Here is a 22770-nt window from a genome sequence, read left to right as displayed (position 1 = left end):
TTCCTTAATTTCGCGTTCTTAAAAGAACTGATAGAAAATGAGCGCGACATTTCCTGAGTATAAAGGACTTAACTTGCCAAAAGTAGCAGAAGAAATTCAAAACTATTGGCAAGAAAATAACATCTTCGAAAAAAGTATCACAACACGTGAAGGTAACCAACCATTTGTGTTTTTTGAAGGACCACCTTCAGCAAACGGTTTACCTGGAGTACACCACGTACTAGCACGTGCTATTAAAGATATTTTTCCTCGTTATAAAACCATGAAAGGGTTTCAAGTAAAGCGTAAAGCTGGTTGGGATACTCATGGATTACCAATTGAACTTGGTGTAGAAAAAGAACTTGGAATTACTAAAGAAGATATTGGTAAAACAATTTCGGTCGAAGATTATAATGCTGCATGTCGAAAAGCTGTCATGCGTTATACAGATATTTGGAACGATTTAACTCAAAAAATGGGTTATTGGGTAAATATGGATGATCCATATATTACTTACGAGCCAAAGTATATGGAATCTGTTTGGTGGTTATTAAAGCAAATTTATAGCAAGAGTTTACTGTATAAAGGCTATACAATTCAACCTTATTCACCAAAAGCTGGAACAGGATTAAGTTCGCACGAGTTAAATCAACCAGGAACCTATCAAGATGTGACTGATACTACTGTGGTAGCTCAGTTTAAAGCTAATGAAAATTCGTTACCAGACTTTTTACAAAATGAAGGTACTATTCATTTCTTAGCTTGGACAACAACTCCTTGGACTTTACCAAGTAATACAGCGTTAACTGTTGGTCCTAAAATTGATTATGTATTAGTTGAAACATACAATCAGTATACATTCGAGCCAATGAATGTAGTTTTAGCAAAAGCATTAGTTGCTAAACAATTCGCTGGTAAGTATAATCAAGTTGAAGAAAAATCAGAATTGTTAGCTTACAATTCGGGAGATAAAAAAATACCTTTTTACATCGTAAAAGAGTTTAAAGGAGCAGATTTAGTAGGTATAACGTATGAGCAATTATTACCTTATGCATTACCAAATGATAATCCTGAAAATGCATTTAGAGTAATATCAGGTGACTTCGTAACGACTGAAGATGGTACAGGAATTGTACACACTGCACCAACATTTGGAGCAGATGATGCTTTAGTAGCTAAGCAAGCAACACCAGAAGTGCCACCAATGTTAGTGAAAGATGAAAATGACAACTTGGTACCGCTTGTAGATTTACAAGGACGTTTTAGACCAGAAATGGGTGAGTTCGCTGGTAAGTATGTTAAGAATGAATACTACAACGAAGGAGAAGCGCCAGAAAAATCGGTTGATGTTGAGTTAGCTATTAAACTTAAAACAGAAAATAAAGCCTTTAAGGTTGAAAAATATAAGCACAGTTACCCAAACTGTTGGCGTACGGATAAACCAATTTTATATTATCCATTAGATTCGTGGTTTATTAAAGTAACCGACGTTAAAGAACGTATGTTCGAGCTTAACGAAACTATCAATTGGAAACCAAAAAGTACAGGAGAAGGACGTTTTGGGAACTGGTTAGCTAATGCTAACGATTGGAATTTGTCACGTTCGCGTTATTGGGGAATTCCGTTACCAATTTGGAGAACAGAAGATGGTAAGGAAGAAATCTGTATTGGCTCTGTAGAAGAATTAAAATCTGAAATTGCAAAGGCTATTGAAGCTGGTGTTTTAGATAAAGATATTTTTGCCAATTTTGAAGTTGGCAATATGAGTGATGAAAACTATGCTAAGTTAGATTTACATAAAAATATTGTAGACCAAATTACATTAGTGTCACCATCAGGACAACCAATGAAGCGCGAAAGCGATTTAATTGATGTATGGTTTGATTCTGGTTCTATGCCTTATGCACAATGGCATTATCCATTTGAGAATAAAGAATTAATAGACGATAACAAATCGTATCCAGCCGATTTTATTGCTGAAGGTGTCGATCAAACTCGTGGATGGTTCTATACGCTTCATGCTATTGGAACTATGGTGTTTGATTCGGTTGCATATAAAAATGTAGTGTCTAATGGTTTAGTGTTAGATAAAAATGGACAAAAAATGTCTAAGCGTTTAGGAAACGCCACAGATCCATTTGAAACATTAGCAAAATATGGCGCTGATGCAACGCGTTGGTACATGATTAGTAACGCAAATCCTTGGGATAACTTAAAGTTTGATGTTGACGGAATAGAAGAAGTAAGACGTAAGTTTTTTGGAACATTATATAATACATATTCATTCTTCACTTTATATGCTAATATTGATAAGTTTAGCTATGCTGAGGCTGATATTCCATTAAACGAAAGACCAGAAATTGACCGTTGGATATTATCAGAATTAAATACACTTATTAAAAAAGTAGATAAATTCTATGCAGAGTACGAACCAACTAAAGCAGCACGTGTAATTTCAGAATTTACACAAGAATTTTTAAGTAACTGGTACGTACGTTTAAGCAGAAGAAGATTTTGGAAAGGTGATTATCAACAAGATAAAATTTCGGCTTACCAAACATTATATACATGTATGCTAACTATTGCTAAGTTAGGAGCGCCAATTGCACCTTTCTTTATGGATAGACTTTACAAAGATTTAACTCAGGCAACACAGTCTGAAAACTTTGAAAGTGTACATTTGGCTAAGTTTCCTGTAGCAGACGAATCTTATATAGATAAAGATTTAGAACGAAAAATGGAGAATGCGCAAACAATTTCTTCATTAGTTTTATCGTTAAGAGCTAAGGAAAAGATTAAAGTACGCCAACCGTTACAAAAAATTATGATTCCTGTAGATTCAGCTTCTCAAAAAGAAGAAATTCTTGCAGTATCTAATTTAATTAAGCATGAGGTAAATGTTAAGGAAGTTGAGTTGTTAGAAGATGCATCAGATATTTTAGTAAAACAAATTAAGCCTAATTTTAAAACATTAGGACCACGTTTTGGTAAGGACATGAAAGCTATTGCTAATGCAGTAAGAAACTTTGATGCTGATGACATAAAAAAAATCGAACAAAATGGTACTTTAGACGTTGAAATTAATGGAAAAAGTATTACCTTAGAGCTTGGAGATGTAGAAATTACATCTCAAGATATTGAAGGATGGTTAGTAGCCAATGAAGGTGCTTTAACAGTTGCTCTAGATGTTACCATTACTGAGGATTTACGCGGAGAAGGAATTGCTCGTGAGCTCGTAAATCGTATACAAAATCTACGTAAAGATTCAGGATTTGATGTAACAGATAGAATTGATGTTGTCCTTCAAAAGGATGATAACATAGTTAGCGCAATTAATACTAATATTGAATATATTAAAACAGAAACGCTAACTGAAGAATTAGAAATTACAGATCAAGTAAACAATGGTATAGAAATTGCATTTGATGAGGTAAATACCAAATTGTTTATTCAAAAACATTAAGATTATGTCAGCAGAAACAAACAGCAGATATTCTGATAAAGATTTAGAAGAATTTAGAACACTTATTCAAGAAAAAATAGATAAAGCTCAGCACGATTTAGAGTTAATTAAAAGTGCGTATATGAATGACCATAATAATGGTACCGAAGATACAGCACCTACATTTAAAGCCTTTGATGAAGGTAGTGCAGTAATGAGTAAAGAATCTAATTCGCAATTAGCAATTCGTCAAGAAAAGTTTATTCGTGACCTTAAAAATGCGCTAATTAGAATTGAGAATAAAACGTATGGTGTTTGTCGCGTTACTGGAAAGTTAATTAATAAAAAGCGTTTAGAGCTTGTTCCTCATGCTACATTAAGTATAGAGGCAAAAAACATGCAAAAATAAACAGCCTATAACATATATTTAAAAGCGTCTCTTATTAAGAGACGCTTTTTAGTTTAATCAATTTTATAAAGACTAAAAAATATTTCTATTTTTACCCAAATTAATAGCAATCAATGTCACTTAAAAAAGCCTCAATACTTATTGTTTTAATTCTTTTAGTAGATCAAATTTCTAAGATTTACGTGAAAACACATTTTATGTTAGGCGATGAGGTTAAAGTGTTTGATTGGTTTAGAATTCTATTTGTTGAAAACGATGGAATGGCTTGGGGAGCTAAGCTTAGCGATTTCTTTTCGTTTATAACAGATGAAACTGCAAAACTCATTTTAACCCTATTTAGAATTGTAGCTGTAACAGGAATAGGATATTGGTTAGTAAGTGCTACAAAAAAGAAACGTACAAGAGTTTTAATTATATCTGTTGCATTAATTTTTGCAGGCGCTTTGGGTAATATTTTAGACTCTGTTTTTTATGGTGTTTTATTTGATGATAGTGCTAGACAAGTAGCATCCTTTTTACCAGAACAAGGTTATGCAGGTGTGTTTCATGGTAAGGTAGTAGACATGTTGCACTTTCCTATATGGAATGGTGTGTTTCCTGAGTGGTTTCCATTTTGGGGAGGTAAAGCATTTACTTTTTTTCAACCAGTTTTTAATATTGCTGATGTTGCCATTAGTACAGGAGTTGGAATACTATTAGTATTTAATAAAAAAGCATTTCCTAAAGAGGAAGAATCACCTACTGAAACTGATACACTTTTTGAGGTGTCACACAATAATCAAGGGTAATATCGCCTTCATAGAAATCTTCAATTTGCTTTTCGGCTTCAAAAAACGATAAGCCTATTTTTATAGTTTCAGGTTTGCAATTGGTTAAAAAATTGTCGTAAAAACCTTTGCCATAGCCAACACGATTGCCATTTTTATCAAAAGCTAAAAGTGGTATAAAAACTACATCTATTTGTGAATCTGCAATTGGAATACCATCTACTGGCTCTGGAATATTCCAACTATTTTTTTTAATAACAGTACTATCTGTAAGTAAATAATTAATAAGTGTAGTGGTTTTAAAATCACTTTTTGAAATCACAATATTTTTATCCTTTCCAGCAAGAATATTTAAAATGTATTCGGTGTTAATTTCTTTATGTTCCACAATACTTAAAAACAAGTGGTAAAAGCTGTATTCCCAAATAGGCATTTTAATTAAGTTGTTAGCAATGTCTAAACTTAAGTCTTCAACAGTATCTTCATTTAAAGCATTTCTTAATGCTTTGTACTTTACTCTTAAATCTGCTTTTTTCATGCTTCAATTTTTGTTGATATATGAAACAAAGCATCACCTTTATAAACAATTGGTGCATCATTAACACTAATGATATAACCAGAATTGTCAGCTTTTACAAAATGATTAAACTTTCCGTAGGCATCAGTAATGTTTCCAATAACATCACCTTTATTTATAAAGTCATTTACATCTATTGAAGCTTTAAACATACCAGAATATTTTGCTCTAATCCATCTACTTTCTTCAATAAACACACACTCTTTTTTAGGCTTACTACTTTTAAATTTAGAGTTGAGCATATCTAGAAACCTTAGGACACGTTTAGCACCATTAACACCAGTGTTAGTTATAGCACTACTAAAGTGAAACGATTTTCCGCCTTCAAAAAGCAATATAGGAATGCCTCTTTTATAGCAAGCACTTCTAAACGATTTATTTAAATTTTTAGAGTAGAGTACAAAAGGTGCTCCAAAGGTTAACGCTAACTCATCAAGTACAGGTTCGTCTTTTACAATTCTAATTTGTGGAGAGTTAAAACGGTCTGCGCCACCAGTATGATAGTCTATAATTAAATCCACCTGTGGTACAATTTCGGTTATAAGTTTATTAGCAACTCGACTTGCCAAGGAGCCACTTTTAGAACCAGGAAATGCACGATTTAAATCTCTACCATCTGGTAACTCTCTTTGTCTATTTAAAAATCCAAAAATGTTAATTACTGGAATGCATATAATTGTACCTCTTTTGGGTTTGTTGATGCCTTTGGCGATTATTTGACGTACAATTTCAACACCATTTACTTCGTCACCATGAATACCAGCAGTAAACAAAACAATTGGTCCAGGTTTTTTAGAGCGCTCAATAATTACAGGTACTTCAATAGTAGTTCCAGTATGTAATTTGGCAACGTTAAAATTTATTTCTCGTTGTTGACCAAGCGCAATGTCTTCACCTAGAATATGAAGTATATCTGTTTTAGGACTTGTCATAAAATACTATCTATTTCTTTCAATATATGTTATGATGGCTTTGGCAATATTTTTTCCAGTAGCAGTTTCTATACCTTCTAATCCTGGTGTTGAGTTTACTTCCATTAATAAAGGACCTCTGTTAGATTGCAACATGTCTACACCACACACAGGAAGTTTTAAAGCTCTTGATGCTTTAATGGCTAGTTTTAGTTCAGGTTCACTTAGTTTAATATAGTTTGCTGTTCCACCACGATGTAGATTAGACCTAAATTCACCTTCTTTTCCTTGACGTTTCATAGCACCTACCACTTGTCCATCTACAATTAAAGCTCTTAAATCTGCTCCTTTAGCTTCTGCAATATATTCTTGAACCAAAGCTCTTGCTTGTAAACCATTAAAAGCTTCTAGTACAGATTCAGCTGCGTTTTTTGTTTCAGCAAGTACCACTCCTAAGCCTTGAGTGCCTTCTAATAACTTTATAATTACTGGAGTTCCTCCTACATGCTCAATTACTTCTACAACATCTCTTGAGTAATTTGTAAAAACTGTTTTTGGCATACCAACTCCAGCTTTTGATAACCTTTGAAAGCTTCGTAATTTATCTCGCGAACGAATAATAGCATCACTAGTAACTGTTGTAAACACATTCATCATTTCAAATTGACGTACCACAGCGCTTCCAAAAAAAGTAACAGAAGCACCAATACGAGGTATAATGGCATCTACATAATCTAAGTATCTGTCTTGATAATAAATTGTAGGCTTGTGTTGTTCAATAATTAAGTCGCACTTTAAAGGGTCAATAACTTCTACTTTATGGCCTCTTTCTTCTCCTTCTTCAACAAGTCGACTTGTAGAGTATAAATTTTCGTTACGCGAAAGGATTACAATATTCATAACATATATAGAATGTTCTAAATGCAATATACTAAAAAACGTGTATCCATTTTTACAATAATACTATTTAATATACCTTTGGAATGATGAGCAAATCTACACTAGAGATACAAGTTAAAACATTACCAAATTTACCAGGAGTTTATCAGTATTATGATGCTAATGGTACTATAATTTATGTAGGAAAAGCTAAGAATTTAAAAAAGCGTGTGAGCTCGTATTTCACCAAAAATCATGAGTATGGAAAAACACGAGTGCTTGTAAAAAAGATTGCTGATATTAAACATATTGTTGTAGATACTGAAACAGATGCATTATTACTTGAAAATAATCTTATAAAAAAGTATCAACCTCGATATAATGTGATGCTTAAAGACGACAAATCTTATCCTTGGATTTGTATAAAAAAAGAACGTTTTCCTAGAGTATTTCAAACACGTCGATTAATTAAAGATGGTTCCGAATATTTTGGACCTTATACAAGTGTGAAAACGGTTTACACCTTATTAGAGTTAATAAAAGGCTTATTTCCTCTAAGAACGTGTAATTACGATTTATCACAAGAAAAAATCGATGCTGGAAAATATAAGGTTTGTTTAGAGTATCATTTAGGGAATTGCAAAGGGGCTTGTGAAGGCTATGAGACTGAAGAAGCTTACAACGAAAGTATAAAAGCAATAAGAGAAATTTTAAAAGGTAATTTTAAAGATTCGCTAAATGAGTTTAAAAATCAAATGCACACTTTAGCAAAAGACATGCATTTTGAAGAAGCTCAAAAAATTAAAGAAAAGATTGAAGTTCTAGAAAATTACCAGGCAAAATCTACTATTGTAAATCCTAAAATTAGCAATGTAGATGTGTTTTCAATAACTAGTGATGAAAGTTATGCTTATGTGAACTTTTTGCAACTGTCTTACGGCTCTATAATTAGGTCGCATACACTTGAATTAAAAAAGAAACTAGAAGAAACAGACAAGCAACTTTTGGAACTTGCAATTACAGAAATTAGACAGCGTTTTAATTCCAAATCAAAAGAAATTTATGTGCCTTTTGAAGTTGATTTAGGAAATGATGTAAAAGTAACGATTCCTAAACTTGGAGATAAGAAACATATCTTAGATTTGTCTTTGCGCAATGCTAAATATTATAGGTTAGAGCAACTTAAACAAGTTAAAATAACAGATCCTGATAGACATGTAAAACGTATTATGGCACAAATGAAAGCCGATTTGCGTTTAAGTGAAGAGCCTAGGCATATTGAATGTTTTGATAATTCAAACATACAAGGTACAAATCCAGTAGCTGCTTGTGTAGTATTTAAAAATGGAAAACCAAGTAAAAAAGATTATCGTCATTTTAATATAAAAACCGTTGAAGGACCAGATGATTTTGCATCAATGACAGAAGTGGTTTATAGACGTTATAAAAGATTGCTTGACGAGGGACAGCCTTTACCTCAATTAATAGTAATTGATGGAGGAAAAGGACAATTATCGGCAGCATTGAAAAGCTTGGACGATTTAAATTTAAGAGGAAAAATAGCCATCATTGGAATTGCGAAACGTTTAGAAGAATTATTCTATCCAAATGATCCAATTCCATTATATTTAGATAAAAAAAGCGAAACGCTAAAAATTATTCAACAATTGCGTAATGAAGCACATCGTTTTGGTATAGAACATCATAGGAATAAGCGAAGTAAAAGTGCATTAAATACAGAGTTAGAAACTATTCCTGGAATAGGAGAAAAAACTATAGTAGATTTATTAAAGCATTTTAAATCTGCAAAACGTGTGTCATATGCTAAATTAGATGAATTGGAACAGGTTGTTGGTGTTTCTAAAGCTCAAAAAATATATAACTACTTTAATAAAAGTTAACTTGAAGAAATTATTTTTAATACTGTTAATGTGTTTAAGCATAACTGCCTTTTCTCAAACTGATTCTAAAGACGATATAAAGGTAGGACTTGTCCTAAGTGGTGGTGGAGCAAAGGGATTAGCACATATAGGCGTATTAAAAACATTGGATAGTTTAGGAGTTAAAGTAGATTATGTTGCAGGTACAAGTATGGGGTCTATAATAGGGTCGTTATATGCCTCTGGATACTCGGGAAAACAATTAGATTCTATTTTTAGAGATATTGATTTTGATAAACTTATAAGCGACAAAATACCTCGAAGCTCTAAAACATTTTATGAGAAAAGTAATGCTGAGAAATATGCAATAACATTGCCTTTTAATGATTTTAAAATTCAATTGCCATCAGCCATTTCTAAAGGACAAAATGTATTTAATTTATTGTCTAGGCTTACACTGCATGTAAGTGATGTTGATGACTTTGAGAAACTTCCAACACCATTTTTTTGTATTGCAACAAACATAGAAACAGGCGAGCAAGTTGTATTAGATAGTGGTAGTTTATCTCAAGCAATTTCAGCAAGTGGAGCTTTACCTACCTTATTTCAACCAATTACAATAAATGGCAAAACTTTAATTGATGGAGGCGTAGTAAATAACTATCCTATTGATGAATTAAGAGCTAAAGGAATGGACATCATTATAGGTGTAGATGTACAGGATGGATTATTGAATATAGATGAATTAAAATCTGCTCCAGATATTTTACTCCAGATAAATAACTTTAGAACTATTAAGGATATGCGAGATAAGTCTAAAGAAACAGACATTTATATAAAGCCAGATATTAAAGGGTTTTCAGTAGTGTCTTTTGATGAAGGGGATAAGATAATTAAAAATGGAGTTATTGCAGCAAACCAACTAGCTACAAAGTTAAAAGATATTGTAAAAAGGAAGGTTAAGTACTCAAAAAAAGCACCAGTAAAATTACCTGATAGTTTAAGGGTTAAATCGATAAAAGTATATGGTAATCAAAATTACACAAGAGCATATATCTTAGGTAAATTGAAAATGAGAAATGGTGAAACCATAAGTTATGAAGCATTCCAAAAAGGTGTAAATAGCATAATAGCAACTAATAATTTTGATAATTTTCTTTACAGGTTTGAGCCTTCTTTAGATGGTTATAATTTACATATAGATGTTGTGGAAAATAAAAGCACTATGTTTTTTAAGTTAGGAGTACATTATGATGATTTATATAAAAGTGCTGCTATAATAAATGTTACTAAAAAACAGTTATTATTTAAAAATGATATAGCTTCTTTAGATTTTGGTTTAGGTGATAATTTAAGATACAATTTTGACTATTTTATAGATAAAGGATTTTATTGGAGTATTGGAGTAAAGTCAAGATTTAATTCATTCCACAAGAATGTAAATGCAACACTTTTACTTGAAGATTTTGAATTAACACAGGGTACGACATTAAATAAAATTGACGTAGAGTTGAGAGATTTTACTAATCAAGTATATATTCAAACACTATTTAGAAAAGACTTTTCTTTACAAATGGGAGTTGAATACAAGCGTCTAAACATAACTTCCGAAACATTTAGTAATCCTGATATAAATGAAGAAGGAGCAACTTTTGAAAAAAGTGATTTTTATAGTGTCTTTGGTGAATTGAAATTAGATACTTATGATAATAAGTATTTTCCTAAAAGAGGGTTTCTTTTTGATGGAGATTTTCAATTGTTTTTTGCATCATCCGATTATAATAAAAACTTTTCAGAGTTTTCTTATTCGAAAGCAGATATAGGATATGCTTTTTGCTTGACAGATAAAATAGCTGTTCAAGTTGGCTCTCAAGGAGGCTTTAAAATTGGGGAGGATTCAAATAATTCATTGGATTTTGCTCTTGGAGGTTATGGAAATGATTTTATAAATAACTTCATTCCTTTTTTTGGTTATGACTATATATCCTTAACTGGAAATAGTTTTGTTAAAGGAAGTGTAGCTCTAGATTTTGAACCCTTTAAAAAGCATCATATTAAAGCGACAGTAAATTATGCTAATATTGGTGATGATATTTTTACTGATGGTGAATGGATCACTGCACCAGATTATAGTGGTTATGCATTAGGATATGGAATTGAAACTTTTTTAGGCCCAATTGAAGCAAATTTTTCATGGTCTCCAGAAACAAATGAAAGTATCTGGTTTTTTAATTTAGGATTCTGGTTTTAATTATAAATTTTTCGATATTTGTAAACATGAAACCATTCTGGGCAGATTACTTATTACACTTACATTACCTTATAAAGAGAAATCCTGAATAAGTAGGCATTTTATTTTGTATTTTTAGAGTTAATTAAGTTAAACAAGTAAACATTTAAAAAAATGCCTTTTTATCATAAATTAGGAAAGATTCCACCTAAACGTCATACTCAATTTCGCAAACCAAATGGTGATTTATATTATGAACAGTTATTTGGAACTGTGGGATTTGACGGAATGTCAACAAATAGTTATCATGAGCAACGACCAACACGTGTTAAAGAAATAAAAGCTCAATATAGTATAGCACCAAAAATTGCTAAAGAAAATAATATTCAATCGTATAGATTACGTGGTTTTCAGGTAAAACCATAAGATGATTTTTTAGAAAGTAGAAAAATTGTTTTAACCAATTCTGATTGTCATATTGCTTTAGCAGCACCTAGAAAATCTACAACCGATTATTTTTATAAAAATACAGATTCGGACGAAATGATTTTCATCCATAAAGGAACAGGAAAGCTTAGAACCATTTACGGGAATCTGGATTTTAAATATGGAGATTATTTAATTATTCCTAGAGGAATTATTTATAAAATAGATTTCGATACAGAAGACAATCGCTTATTTATTGTAGAATCTCATGCGCCAATTTATACACCAAAACAATATAGAAATTGGTTTGGGCAACTGTTAGAACATTCTCCATTTTGTGAGCGTGATATTCGAAGACCATATGAGTTAGAAACTAATAATGAAATTGGAGAATTTACAATCAAAGTAAAAAAGAAAGACGAAATCATTGATATAGTTTATGATTCACATCCATTTGATGTTGTGGGTTATGACGGTTTTAATTATCCATATGCTTTGTCAATTCATGATTTTGAACCTATTACAGGACGTATTCATTTACCACCTCCAATTCACCAAACATTTGAAACAACCGCTTTTGTAATTTGTTCATTTGTGCCACGTTTATACGATTATCATCCAGATGCAATTCCTGCACCTTACAATCATAGTAATATTGATGCAGATGAGGTTTTGTATTATGTTGATGGTGATTTTATGAGTAGAAATGATATTGAAGCAGGCCATATTTCACTACATCCAGCAGGAATACCTCATGGACCTCACCCAGGAGCAGCAGAGAGAAGTATAGGCAAAAAAGAAACAGAAGAATTAGCAGTAATGGTAGATACATTTAAGCCATTACAAGTAACAGAAGAAGCATTAAAAATAGCAGACGAAGATTACTATAAATCTTGGTTAGAATAAAATAAACACACAACGAGAATCATGGCAAAAAAAGTAGAATCAGTAAACTACGGTTTAGAAAAAATATTTGAAGGTGCGCAAGACTTCTTGCCGCTTTTAGGAACAGATTATGTAGAGTTTTATGTAGGTAATGCAAAACAAGCTGCTCACTTTTATAAAACAGCATTTGGATTTCAATCTCTAGCTTATGCAGGATTGGAAACAGGAGTAAAGGATAGAGCTAGTTATGTATTAGTTCAAGATAAAATTAGATTAGTATTAACAACACCTTTAAATAGTAGTTCTTCAATTAACGATCATATTGTTAAACATGGAGATGGTGTGAAAGTTGTTGCGCTTTGGGTAGAAGATGCGCGTAGTGCATATGAGGAAACGACAAGTAGAGGTGCAAAATCATACTTAGAACCAACTGTAGAAAAAGATGAATTTGGTGAAGTTGTAAAAGCAGGTATTCATACTTATGGTGAAACAATTCATATGTTCATCGAACGTAAAAATTACAACGGAACCTTCCTTCCTGGATATCAAAAATGGGAATCAGATTATAATCCTTCATCGTTAGGATTAAAGTATATCGACCATATGGTAGGAAATGTTGGTTGGGGCGAAATGAACCAATGGGTAAAATGGTATGAAGATGTGATGGGGTTTGAGAATTTCTTATCATTTGATGATAAACAAATCCATACTGAATACTCTGCATTAATGAGTAAAGTAATGAGTAATGGTAATGGACGTATCAAATTTCCTATTAACGAACCAGCCGAAGGAAAGAAAAAATCTCAAATTGAAGAGTATTTAGATTTCTATGAAGGCCCAGGAGTGCAACATATTGCTGTTGCAACAGATGATATTATAAGTACTGTTTCTCAAATGAGAGAAAGAGGCGTGGAATTCTTATCAACACCACCAGAAGAGTATTATAAAGCTGTTCCTGCTAGGTTACATGAGCATGATCATGAACTTAGAGAAGATATCGAAACTTTAAAAAGCTTAGGTATTATGATTGATGCTGACGAGGAAGGTTATTTATTACAAATCTTTACAAAACCAGTTGAAGATAGGCCTACATTATTCTTTGAAATTATTCAACGAATGGGAGCAAGAGGTTTTGGAGCAGGAAACTTCAAAGCACTTTTCGAGTCTATTGAAAGAGAGCAAGCTAATAGAGGTACACTTTAACATACATTTAGCATAAAAAATGAAAAAACTCTGTCCTTATTTTTGACAGAGTTTTTTCGTTTTAATACTTTTGGAATAGTAATTGTATTTTCATAATAAACAGCAATATTAAGTTGCTTATTTAGTTTTATTACAATTGCATAGTTTATGAAAAAGATACTACTCATATTTACATTTATTTTCGTTCAGTTTACATTTGCGCAAAATGATTCAGCTTTTGATACAGGTGAATGGTTTAAGTTTAGAATGAGCTATAGTGGTTGGATGAAGGCTGGTAATGCAACATTAACAGTAAAGGATGATGTGATTAATGGTAAACCAGTGTATCATGTAGTTGGTAAAGGATGGACTACAGGTGCTATTAAGTGGTTTTTTAAAGTAAAAGATCGTTATGAAAGTTATTTTGATAAGGAAACCAATTTACCTTATCGATTTATTAGAGATATTAATGAAGGAGGACATACTAAAAAGCTTGAGATAGACTTTGATCAAGAAAATCAAAAGGCATATATAAATAATATTAAACGTAAAAAGAAAACAGTAGTAGATACTGAGTTAAATGTTCAAGATATGGTATCTGCCTTTTACTATCTTAGAAATCATTATGATACAGATGCTATTGAACAAGGAGATGAGGTGAGCTTAAATATGTTTTTTGATTCCGAAAATTTTAATTTCAAGCTTAAGTTTTTAGGGAGAGAAACTATAAAAACTAAGTTTGGTAAAGTAAAGTGTTTAAAGTTTAGGCCTTATGTTATGGCTGGACGCGTTTTTAAAGAACAAGAAAGCCTTACACTTTGGGTAAGTGCAGATGATAATAAAATACCATTAAAAATTAAGGCAGATTTAGCTGTAGGATCACTACGCGCAGACCTAGAAGCCTTTAAAGGACTAAAGCATCCTTTCGAAATACAATTTTAAAACAATATGTCAAACCAACCAGATTACACAGATTTATTAAGTAAGATTCAAAAAAAGTACGATGCCGAAAGCGAGGATACAGAAAACTATTTAGAAGGTTTGTTGTATTCTAACTCAATTACATATTGGGATTATATTCATACTGATGCATTGTTAAGCTTACAAATACAGCGTACTACATTTCCTGATGAAATGGTATTTATTACATATCATCAAATTAATGAGTTATTGTTTAAAATGATTCTATGGGAAATTCAGCAAGTTGCTGTAAAAGAGAATCTAGACGTAACCTATTTTGAAGATAAGCTAATGCGAATTAGCCGCTATTTTGATATGCTCACAACATCTTTTGATATTATGAGAGAAGGTATGGATAGAGCGCAATACAATAAATTTAGACATACATTAACTCCAGCAAGTGGTTTTCAAAGTGGACAGTATAGAAAAATTGAGTTTGCATCTACCGAGTTAATAAACTTAATCGATAATAGATTTAGAGCAACTATTGATAGAAATACACCTTTTGAGCATGCTTTTGAACATTTGTATTGGCAAGCAGCTGGTAAAGATTATAAAACAGGAAGTAAGTCTAAATTATTGGTGAATTTTGAAGATCGTTATAAAGAAGAGTTTATTACTTTCATGAAAGTCTATAATACTAAAAATTTATGGTCACGTTTTAAAGAATTGCCATTAGAAGACCAACAAAATGTAAGTTTGCGTAAAGCAATGAGGCATTACGATTATACAGTTAATATAACTTGGGTAATGGCACATTATAATGCTGCTAAACATTATATTTTAGGTCCTGAAGGAAGTGGTGAAGCAACAGGTGGGAGTGATTGGCAAAAATATATGCATCCAATGTATCAAAAACGTATTTTTTTTCCTGAACTTTGGAGCGCTCAAGAAATAGAAGATTGGGGAAAGAATGTTTAAATGTTAGTATGCATAATGTAAAATGAAGTTTTTAAGAATATTCCTAGGATTAATAGCACTTACAATCCTTTCATGTAACGAAGAAAATAATAAAAATAGTTTAGAAGCAAATATGCTTGCTTCATCAGTGGATGACGAGATTATAGAGTTTGGATATAACTTAAATAACTATACAGTAATAAGAGATACTATAAGGAGTGGAGATAGTTTTGGTGAGATTTTAGAACGTAATAGGTTAGGATATCCCAAAATTTTTCAAATTGCTGAAAAAGCCAAAGACACATTTGATATTAGGAAACTTCAAATAGGAAAGCCATACATGCTTCTGTGCTCTAAAGACTCATTAAAACAACCCCAAAGTTTTATTTATCAACCTAATAAAGTTGAATATGTTGTAATTGAGTTTTGCGATTCTATATTAGCATATAAGGAAAGAAAACCAATTACTATAGTAGAGAAAGAAGCCTCAGGAATTATAACATCTAGTTTTTCTGAAACAATGGATAATCTTGGATTGCCACCTGATTTAACCTATACAGTTGCAGATGTTTATGCTTGGACTTTAGATTTTTACAAGCTTCAAAAAGGAGATCGTTTTAAGATTTTATATAGACAGCGTTTTATAGAAGATAGTATACACGCTGGTATTGAGAGTATAGATGCAGCTTATTTTGAACATAAAAACGAACCTTTATATGCTTTTAAATATATAGTAGATAAAGAAAGACAGATAGAAGATTATTTTGATGAAAATACTAATAGTCTTCGAAGAACATTTCTAACTTCTCCAATAAAGTTTAGATATAGGATTTCTTCACGTTATAATCTTAACAGAAGGATTGCATATTATGGCTATAAAAGAAGACCTCATAAAGGAACTGATTTTGCAGCAGCAATAGGAACACCAATTATTGCAACAGCCAATGGAACTGTTACCGAATCAACAAGAAGAGGAGGTAATGGTAAATATGTGAAAATTAAACATAATGCAACTTATAGCACACAGTATTTACATATGAAAAACCGTAACGTAAAAGTTGGACAATATGTAAAACAAGGAGATGTGATTGGTTGGGTTGGAATGACTGGAAATACTGGTGGACCACATGTATGTTATCGCTTTTGGAAAAATGGAAGGCAAGTAGATCCGTTTAAACAAAAACTTCCTGCAGCTGAGTCTATTCCGGATTCATTAAAAGAAAACTATAATGAGTATATTACTCCAATAAAAGAAAGATTAGATAATATTCAATTTCCTGTTGAAGATAACCAAGTAGCTTTATCTGAAGAAGAACCATTCAAAGATTAAAAAAATGGCATTAAAAAAAAACAACCCTACTCAAACAATTGCATGGTCTAAATTGCAGAATCATTTTAATGATATTAAAGAAATTCATATGAAAACTTGGTTTGATAAAGACCAAGAACGCGCAAATAGATTTACAATTAAATGGGAAGATTTTTATGTTGACTTTTCAAAGAATAGAATAACGCAGGAGACCTTAAATCTTTTTGATGATTTAGCCAATGAAATTGATTTAAAAGATGCTATAACTAAATATTTTCAAGGAGATATTATTAATGAAACTGAAGGAAGAGCGGTATTACATACAGCTTTAAGAGCTTCAAAAGAAGAATCGGTTATTGTAAATGGAAAAAATGTAATTCCACAAGTCTATAAAGTAAAAAGAAAAATAAAGAAGTTTACAAACGAGATTATAAATGGTAAGCGTAAAGGTTATACTGGTAAAGCATTTACAGATATTGTAAATATTGGTATTGGAGGTTCAGACCTTGGACCTGCTATGGTAGTAGATTCGCTCAAGTTTTATGGAAATAAGTTGAAGCCTCATTTTGTTAGTAATGTTGATGGAGATCATGTTAGTGAGGTTATTAAGAATTTAAACCCAGAAACAACTTTATTTGTCATAGTTTCTAAAACTTTTACAACTCAGGAAACATTATCTAATGCTACAACCATTAGAAATTGGTTTTTAAAATCTGCAACGCAATTTGATGTTGCTCAACATTTTGTTGCAGTATCTACAAATATTGATGCTGTTAAAGATTTTGGAATAGATGAAAACAATATTTTCCCAATGTGGGATTGGGTAGGCGGACGTTTTTCGCTATGGAGTGCCGTAGGTTTAAGTATAAGTTTAGCAGTTGGGTATAAGAATTTAGAAAGTTTATTAGAAGGTGCTCAAAAAATGGATGTTCATTTTAAAAATGAAGAGTTTTCTAATAATATACCAGTTGTTTTAGCTTTTTTAAGTATTTGGTATAATAACTTTTTTCAAGCAGAAAGTGAGGCAATCATACCTTATACACAATATTTAAATCAGTTTGCTACATATTTACAACAAGCTATTATGGAAAGTAATGGTAAATCTATTTCTAGAAATGGAGAATTAATTAGCTATCAAACAGGTAATTTAATTTGGGGAGAACCAGGAACAAATTCGCAACACGCATTTTTTCAATTAATTCATCAAGGAACAAAGTTAATTCCTTCTGATTTTATTGGGTTTACTAAACCTTTGCATGGTAACCAATCTCATCAAGATAAGTTAATGTCTAATTTCTTTGCGCAAACAGAAGCTTTATTAAATGGTAAAACCGAAGCTGAGGTAAGACAAGAACTAGAAAATTCTAATCTAACCAAAGAGAAGATAGAGCAATTAATACCTTTTAAAGTATTTAAAGGAAACAAACCTACTAATACAATTTTTATTAATTCATTAACTCCAGAAAGTCTTGGAAAACTAATAGCTATGTATGAACATAAGATTTTTGTTCAAGGAGTTATCTGGAATATTTTTAGTTATGATCAATTTGGTGTAGAACTAGGAAAACAATTAGCTGGAAATATTTTAAAAGAGTTTAATGATTCAAAAATTAATAATCATGATTCTTCTACTCAAAATCTTATAGATTTTTATAAAAATTTAAGGTAATAAAAGAAAACTTCTCATTTTTTGGTTAAAAAACTGCAAATCACGTAGTTGGTTTCTGTCGTATTTTTCACAACAATTAACAATTCTTAACGCTTAGTTAACAAAAAGTGGTATTTATTAAGTAATTTCGCAGCAAAATAAAACCAATTTTAATTTTATAATGAGAAAATTTACTCAATTTATGCTATTAGCTGTAGCGATGATTTTTTCGACAGCAGCTTTTGCACAAAGCACGGTTTCAGGAACAATTATTGATTCTGAACTAAATGCTCCACTTCCAGGAGCAAACATTATTGAAGAAGGAACTACCAATGGTACGACTTCTGATTTTGATGGGAAATTTACTTTAAAAACGCAATCAAATTCTGGTGTATTAGTAATCTCTTACGTTGGATATGGTTCAATTAGAGTATCATTCAACGGAAATGCAGACTTAGGTAACATTACATTATCTCCTGACAATTCTTTAGAAGAGATTGTAATTGTTGGATCTGGTATTATTGATTTAGCAGAAGATAGAAATACACCTATCGCTGTATCTACAATTAAGGCTAACGAGATTCAAGAAAAAACAGGGAACTGGGATTTACCTGAAGTATTAAAATCTACACCTTCTGTACAAAACGTTAAAGGTGGTGGATTTGGTGATGGTAGAATGTTCTTACGTGGTTTTGACCAAACGAATACAGCTTTCTTACTTAATGGACAACCAATTAATGGTATGGAAGATGGTAAGATGTACTGGTCTAACTGGTCTGGAGTATTAGATGTAGCTAATGCTGTACAGGTACAACGTGGTTTAGGTTCTTCTAAATTAGCGATTTCTTCAGTTGGTGGTACAGTAAATATTGTTACAAAAACTATTGATAGAAAAAAAGGAGGTTTTGTACAACAAATGATTGGTAATGATGATTACACTAAAACATCTGCATATTACTCTACTGGAAAAAGTGAAAAAGGATGGTCTTTCTCTGCTTTATTAGGACACTGGCAAGGTGATGGTTATGTTAACTATACACATGGTCAAGGTCAAACATATTTTTTATCTGCTGGTTACCAGCCAAATGAGAATAATACATTCAATTTCTTATTAACTGGAGCACCACAATGGCATGCTGCGGCAGGAAGAGGATCTATAGGTGATTTTTTAGAAAATGGGAGAAGATATAATAGTTGGAATGAAACAGGTGTTTCTAGCCCTAACAATTTGGAAGGTGATGTATACCCAGGAGGACGTAATATCTACCACAAACCAGTAGCAAACTTATCTTGGGATTGGAATATTAATGAAAAGTCAGCATTATCTACTGTATTATATGGTTCTTTAGGACGTGGTGCTTTTGCTTCTGAAAGAATTTCTAATGGTGTAGGGTTTGTTCGTGGATCATTTAATAACCACAATTGGTTTGGATTAGTAACAAACTATAACAATGAGTTAAGTGAAACATTAAACTTAAACGTTGGTGCAGATATTAGAACTTATAATGGAATTCACTTTAGAGGTGTAAATGAGTTTATTGGAATTAGCTCTGTAGATGAGTCAAGTGGATATTCAGGAGATTATACAATTACTGATACTTACGGAGGAATTAACCCATGGAACATGGTGTTTAACCCAAATACTGACCATGACCAACGTATGGATAGAGATTATGAAGAAGTTATTACTTATTATGGTGTATTTGGTCAATTAGAATATACAAAAGATAAGTTCTCTGCATTTTTCCAAGGAGCATTATCAAATCAAGACCACCAAAGAGAAGAATTTTTCTTTACAGCTGAAGAAGGTGTTTCAGAAAAATCTAAGAAAGTTAGTAATATTGGGTATAACGTAAAACTAGGTGCTGCTTATGAGATTAACGAAAACCACAAAGTGTTTGTTAATACTGGATATTATTCGCGTCAACCTTTCCACGATGATTTATTTGTTAACACAAGAAATTCAAATGACTTAATTAACCCTGAGGTTGAAAATCAAAAGATTACTGGTTTAGAAGCTGGTTACCAATTTGGAGGAGAGTGGATTTCTGCTAACTTAAACGTTTACCATACAATTTGGGATAACAGAACTTTATTAAGTAGTAATGGAGAAGATCAAGATACTCCAGCATACGAAGGGTACCAAACACAAGGCGTGAAGCAAGTACATAGTGGTGTAGAATTAGAAGTAATGACTAGACCAATGGATAACTTACGAGTTAATGGATTCTTAGCTTTAGGTGAATGGCAATTTGATGGGTCTGCAACTCAAAGAACTTTTAACGGAGACGGTGAAGAAATAGGAACTGCTACAGAAATTGATATTGATGGATTTAACGTTGGTGGTGCTGCTCAAGTAACAGCTGGTATTAATGCTGACTATGAGTTCTTAGAAAGAGTTAGTATTGATGGAGCTTGGAACTGGTATAATGATATGCATTCTGAAGGATCATTGAGTCAAAATCCATTGTCATTACCATCTTATGATACTGTAGATGCTGGATTCTCATACAAAATGTTAGTTGGAGAAGATGATAAAAATTCTATCCAATTCCGTTTAAATATTAACAATATTTTTGATGAAGTATATTTAGAATCTGTAAATGGTAATACAGCAGCTTCTTCTGATCCTTCTCAAAACTTTAAAGGAGTTAATATTAACAACAATGGACGTTTTGGTTACGGAAGAACTTGGAACGTAAGTGTACGTTATAACTTCTAAGAAGTAATTTTATTTAAAATTAAAAATCCCAATGCAATGCATTGGGATTTTTTTATACCTATTTTTCACTTACTTTTGCTGTAAACAAAATAAACACTTACTCATGATTAAAACATTGCATTCTTATTGGGCTTACTTAGTACTTGTGATTTTATTATTGGCTGTTGTAAAAGCTTTTATGGGCTTATTAGCTAAAAAGGATTACGATGCTAAAGCATTTAGAATATCACTTTTTACATTAATAGTATCACATATTCAATTACTTTTAGGGTTGTTGTTATATTTTACTTCAGAAAGATTTAGTTTATGGAGCGAAATGGGAGGTGAAGTTATGAGTAATTCTTTAGCTCGCCTATACCTTGTTGAGCATCCATTAATTAATATTATAGCTGTAGCATTAATTACGATAGGATATTCTAAGCATAAAAAGAAACTTACGTCTACTCCAAAATATAAAACTATTGCAGTGTTTTATGTAATTGCATTAGTATTGTTTTTATCAAGGATTCCTTGGGGAAGTTGGCCAAATTAAAATAAAAAAGGCAGCAATTTAATTGCTGCCTTTTTTATTTTAATTTGGAGAAAGTTTTACAAAACTTCCTTGATTACAATAACATAAACAGGGAAGTGATCGCTAAACCCATTGGTAAAGCCTCCATCAGCAAAACTTCTTAAAGGATATCCTTTATATCTTCCTTTTTTATTTGTTAAATATTGTTTGTTGAATATTCCAGCTTTAAAAAACCTAAAAGAAGAAAAGTCTTTCTCCAATAATGGTTTTGTAATCATTATTTGGTCAAACAAACTCCAAGCATCTCTATAAGCGTTAGACCCTAACCCTTGTTTAAAGAAACTTTCCATAGGATTGTAGATACCTTTTAGTTTAACATCCTCTTTATCTTTTTCAGCTTTTAATACATCCTTTACACTTGCATTTGTTGGGTCATCATTTAAATCACCCATTGTAAATATTTTTGCATAAGGGTCAATAGCTTGTAAAGAGTCAATGATACGTTTGTTAAGTTTAGCAGCTGCAACACGTTTAGGTCTACTTCTTGCTTCTCCACCTCTTCTTGATGGCCAGTGATTTACTATTATATGAATCAAGTCACCTTCTAATTCGCCACTAACTAATAATTGATCCCTAGTGTAAATACGTTTTCTTGTAATATCATCATAAATCTTGAGTTCATGATTACTAGTGCTTAAAGGTCTAAAAAGTGATTTTTGATACATTAAAGCAACATCTATACCTCTTGCATCAGGAGAGTCAAAATGTACAACACCATAATCTTTATGTAATAATGCTGAGTCATTAGCTAAGTCATCAACAACTTGTCTATTTTCAACTTCAGCTAAGCCAATTATAGCAGGTGTGTTTTTTGAAATATCGGCGCCAATTTCCGATATAACTCTAGCCATGTTTTTTACTTTTTTCTCATAAACTTCCTCACGATTAAACTTCATTTCCATGATTGGACTTCTTTCATCAAGTTTTGTGGTGTCGTTGATAGTATCAAAAAGATTTTCAACGTTATAAAACGCAATAGTGTGTGCTTTAAACTTTCTGTCTTTTTGTGCCTGTACACTAAAAATAACAATGAAAGTTAAAACGATTGAGTGTAAAATATTGTTTCTCATTATCAGTATATTATGTATGTGTT

Annotated in this window: 16 protein-coding genes and 1 pseudogene; 13 read left to right on the top strand and 4 right to left on the bottom strand. The window is 31.8% G+C overall.

The features are described 5' to 3' along the window. Positions 1–37: 37 nt before the first annotated feature. The 3 genes from ileS (at position 38) to ACLII3_RS05315 (ending at position 4618) form a co-directional block, all read left to right on the top strand. A complete protein-coding gene (gene ileS, locus ACLII3_RS05325; protein ID WP_412987080.1) occupies positions 38–3442 on the top strand; it encodes an isoleucine--tRNA ligase in 3405 nt (1134 codons plus the stop codon). Between the two features lie 4 nt (positions 3443–3446). Further along, the gene (locus ACLII3_RS05320) at positions 3447–3830 is read left to right on the top strand and encodes a TraR/DksA family transcriptional regulator (RefSeq protein ID WP_412987079.1); all 384 of its coding nucleotides are present in this window, start codon (positions 3447–3449) and stop codon (positions 3828–3830) included. A gap of 113 nt (positions 3831–3943) precedes the next feature. Then, the gene (locus tag ACLII3_RS05315; protein WP_412987078.1) at positions 3944–4618 is read left to right on the top strand and encodes a lipoprotein signal peptidase; all 675 of its coding nucleotides are present in this window, start codon (positions 3944–3946) and stop codon (positions 4616–4618) included. Here the strand turns inward: ACLII3_RS05315 and ACLII3_RS05310 are convergent. The 3 genes from ACLII3_RS05310 to rimK are packed head-to-tail and all read right to left on the bottom strand — an operon-like array spanning position 4569 to position 6985. Continuing rightward, the gene (locus ACLII3_RS05310; RefSeq protein WP_412987076.1) at positions 4569–5135 is read right to left on the bottom strand and encodes a 5-formyltetrahydrofolate cyclo-ligase; all 567 of its coding nucleotides are present in this window, start codon (positions 5133–5135) and stop codon (positions 4569–4571) included. The two genes, ACLII3_RS05315 and ACLII3_RS05310, sit on opposite strands and share 50 nt — an antisense overlap. Further along, the gene (locus ACLII3_RS05305) at positions 5132–6106 is read right to left on the bottom strand and encodes a succinylglutamate desuccinylase/aspartoacylase family protein (RefSeq protein ID WP_412987074.1); all 975 of its coding nucleotides are present in this window, start codon (positions 6104–6106) and stop codon (positions 5132–5134) included. Before ACLII3_RS05305 ends, ACLII3_RS05310 begins: the two co-directional genes overlap by 4 nt. Before the next feature lie 6 nt (positions 6107–6112). Then, positions 6113–6985, bottom strand: a complete 873-nt coding sequence (rimK, locus tag ACLII3_RS05300) for a 30S ribosomal protein S6--L-glutamate ligase (protein WP_412987072.1) — start codon at positions 6983–6985, stop codon at positions 6113–6115. An 86-nt stretch (positions 6986–7071) separates the two neighbouring features. Here rimK and uvrC point away from each other — a divergent pair, with 86 nt between their 5' ends. From uvrC to ACLII3_RS05250, 10 genes and pseudogenes are all read left to right on the top strand, one after another. Beyond that, the gene (gene uvrC, locus ACLII3_RS05295; RefSeq protein WP_412987070.1) at positions 7072–8865 is read left to right on the top strand and encodes an excinuclease ABC subunit UvrC; all 1794 of its coding nucleotides are present in this window, start codon (positions 7072–7074) and stop codon (positions 8863–8865) included. A gap of 1 nt (position 8866) precedes the next feature. Further along, positions 8867–11095 (top strand): patatin-like phospholipase family protein, encoded by a 2229-nt coding sequence (locus ACLII3_RS05290; protein WP_412987069.1) that lies wholly within the window; start codon positions 8867–8869, stop codon positions 11093–11095. Positions 11096–11248: 153 nt separating this feature from the next. Continuing rightward, positions 11249–12406, top strand: a pseudogene (locus tag ACLII3_RS05285) (homogentisate 1,2-dioxygenase). A 21-nt stretch (positions 12407–12427) separates the two neighbouring features. Continuing rightward, positions 12428–13588, top strand: a complete 1161-nt coding sequence (gene hppD, locus ACLII3_RS05280) for a 4-hydroxyphenylpyruvate dioxygenase (RefSeq protein WP_412987068.1) — start codon at positions 12428–12430, stop codon at positions 13586–13588. 147 nt (positions 13589–13735) lie between these two features. Beyond that, a complete protein-coding gene (locus ACLII3_RS05275) occupies positions 13736–14509 on the top strand; it encodes a DUF3108 domain-containing protein (protein WP_412987066.1) in 774 nt (257 codons plus the stop codon). Positions 14510–14515: 6 nt separating this feature from the next. Continuing rightward, on the top strand, positions 14516–15448 hold the full coding sequence (locus ACLII3_RS05270; RefSeq protein ID WP_412987064.1) for a tryptophan 2,3-dioxygenase family protein: 933 nt from the start codon (positions 14516–14518) through the stop codon (positions 15446–15448). A 22-nt stretch (positions 15449–15470) separates the two neighbouring features. Then, positions 15471–16757, top strand: coding sequence for a peptidoglycan DD-metalloendopeptidase family protein (locus ACLII3_RS05265; protein ID WP_412987062.1), 1287 nt, complete (start codon positions 15471–15473; stop codon positions 16755–16757). A gap of 4 nt (positions 16758–16761) precedes the next feature. Next, on the top strand, positions 16762–18405 hold the full coding sequence (gene pgi, locus ACLII3_RS05260) for a glucose-6-phosphate isomerase (RefSeq protein WP_412987060.1): 1644 nt from the start codon (positions 16762–16764) through the stop codon (positions 18403–18405). 160 nt (positions 18406–18565) lie between these two features. After that, positions 18566–21106, top strand: coding sequence for a TonB-dependent receptor domain-containing protein (locus ACLII3_RS05255; RefSeq protein ID WP_412987058.1), 2541 nt, complete (start codon positions 18566–18568; stop codon positions 21104–21106). 103 nt (positions 21107–21209) lie between these two features. Continuing rightward, positions 21210–21638, top strand: a complete 429-nt coding sequence (locus tag ACLII3_RS05250; RefSeq protein WP_412987056.1) for a hypothetical protein — start codon at positions 21210–21212, stop codon at positions 21636–21638. A 56-nt stretch (positions 21639–21694) separates the two neighbouring features. Here the strand turns inward: ACLII3_RS05250 and ACLII3_RS05245 are convergent, their stop codons facing one another. After that, complete coding sequence (locus ACLII3_RS05245; RefSeq protein WP_412987054.1) at positions 21695–22747, bottom strand: endonuclease/exonuclease/phosphatase family protein; 1053 nt, start codon at positions 22745–22747, stop codon at positions 21695–21697. Between the last annotated feature and the right edge of the window lie 23 nt (positions 22748–22770).

Origin of the sequence: Pontimicrobium sp. IMCC45349, assembly GCF_047219225.1 — a bacterium.
In the GTDB taxonomy this organism is placed as follows: Bacteria; Bacteroidota; Bacteroidia; order Flavobacteriales; family Flavobacteriaceae; genus IMCC45349.
The sequence above is the reverse complement of the archived record's forward strand: the minus strand, read 5'-3'. Positions and strand labels throughout refer to the sequence as shown.

Excerpts from the sequence above, each read along its gene's own strand:
- ACLII3_RS05320 (WP_412987079.1), top strand. The coding sequence starts at position 3,447 with ATGTCAGCAGAAACAAACAGCAGATATTCTGATAAAGATTTAGAAGAA.
- ACLII3_RS05270 (WP_412987064.1), top strand. The coding sequence starts at position 14,516 with ATGTCAAACCAACCAGATTACACAGATTTATTAAGTAAGATTCAAAAA.
- pgi (WP_412987060.1), top strand. The coding sequence starts at position 16,762 with ATGGCATTAAAAAAAAACAACCCTACTCAAACAATTGCATGGTCTAAA.
- ACLII3_RS05315 (WP_412987078.1), top strand. The coding sequence starts at position 3,944 with ATGTCACTTAAAAAAGCCTCAATACTTATTGTTTTAATTCTTTTAGTA.
- ileS (WP_412987080.1), top strand. The coding sequence starts at position 38 with ATGAGCGCGACATTTCCTGAGTATAAAGGACTTAACTTGCCAAAAGTA.
- rimK (WP_412987072.1), bottom strand. The coding sequence starts at position 6,985 with ATGAATATTGTAATCCTTTCGCGTAACGAAAATTTATACTCTACAAGT.
- ACLII3_RS05255 (WP_412987058.1), top strand. The coding sequence starts at position 18,566 with ATGAGAAAATTTACTCAATTTATGCTATTAGCTGTAGCGATGATTTTT.
- ACLII3_RS05305 (WP_412987074.1), bottom strand. The coding sequence starts at position 6,106 with ATGACAAGTCCTAAAACAGATATACTTCATATTCTAGGTGAAGACATT.
- ACLII3_RS05265 (WP_412987062.1), top strand. The coding sequence starts at position 15,471 with ATGAAGTTTTTAAGAATATTCCTAGGATTAATAGCACTTACAATCCTT.
- hppD (WP_412987068.1), top strand. The coding sequence starts at position 12,428 with ATGGCAAAAAAAGTAGAATCAGTAAACTACGGTTTAGAAAAAATATTT.
- ACLII3_RS05275 (WP_412987066.1), top strand. The coding sequence starts at position 13,736 with ATGAAAAAGATACTACTCATATTTACATTTATTTTCGTTCAGTTTACA.
- uvrC (WP_412987070.1), top strand. The coding sequence starts at position 7,072 with ATGAGCAAATCTACACTAGAGATACAAGTTAAAACATTACCAAATTTA.
- ACLII3_RS05310 (WP_412987076.1), bottom strand. The coding sequence starts at position 5,135 with ATGAAAAAAGCAGATTTAAGAGTAAAGTACAAAGCATTAAGAAATGCT.
- ACLII3_RS05245 (WP_412987054.1), bottom strand. The coding sequence starts at position 22,747 with ATGAGAAACAATATTTTACACTCAATCGTTTTAACTTTCATTGTTATT.
- ACLII3_RS05250 (WP_412987056.1), top strand. The coding sequence starts at position 21,210 with ATGATTAAAACATTGCATTCTTATTGGGCTTACTTAGTACTTGTGATT.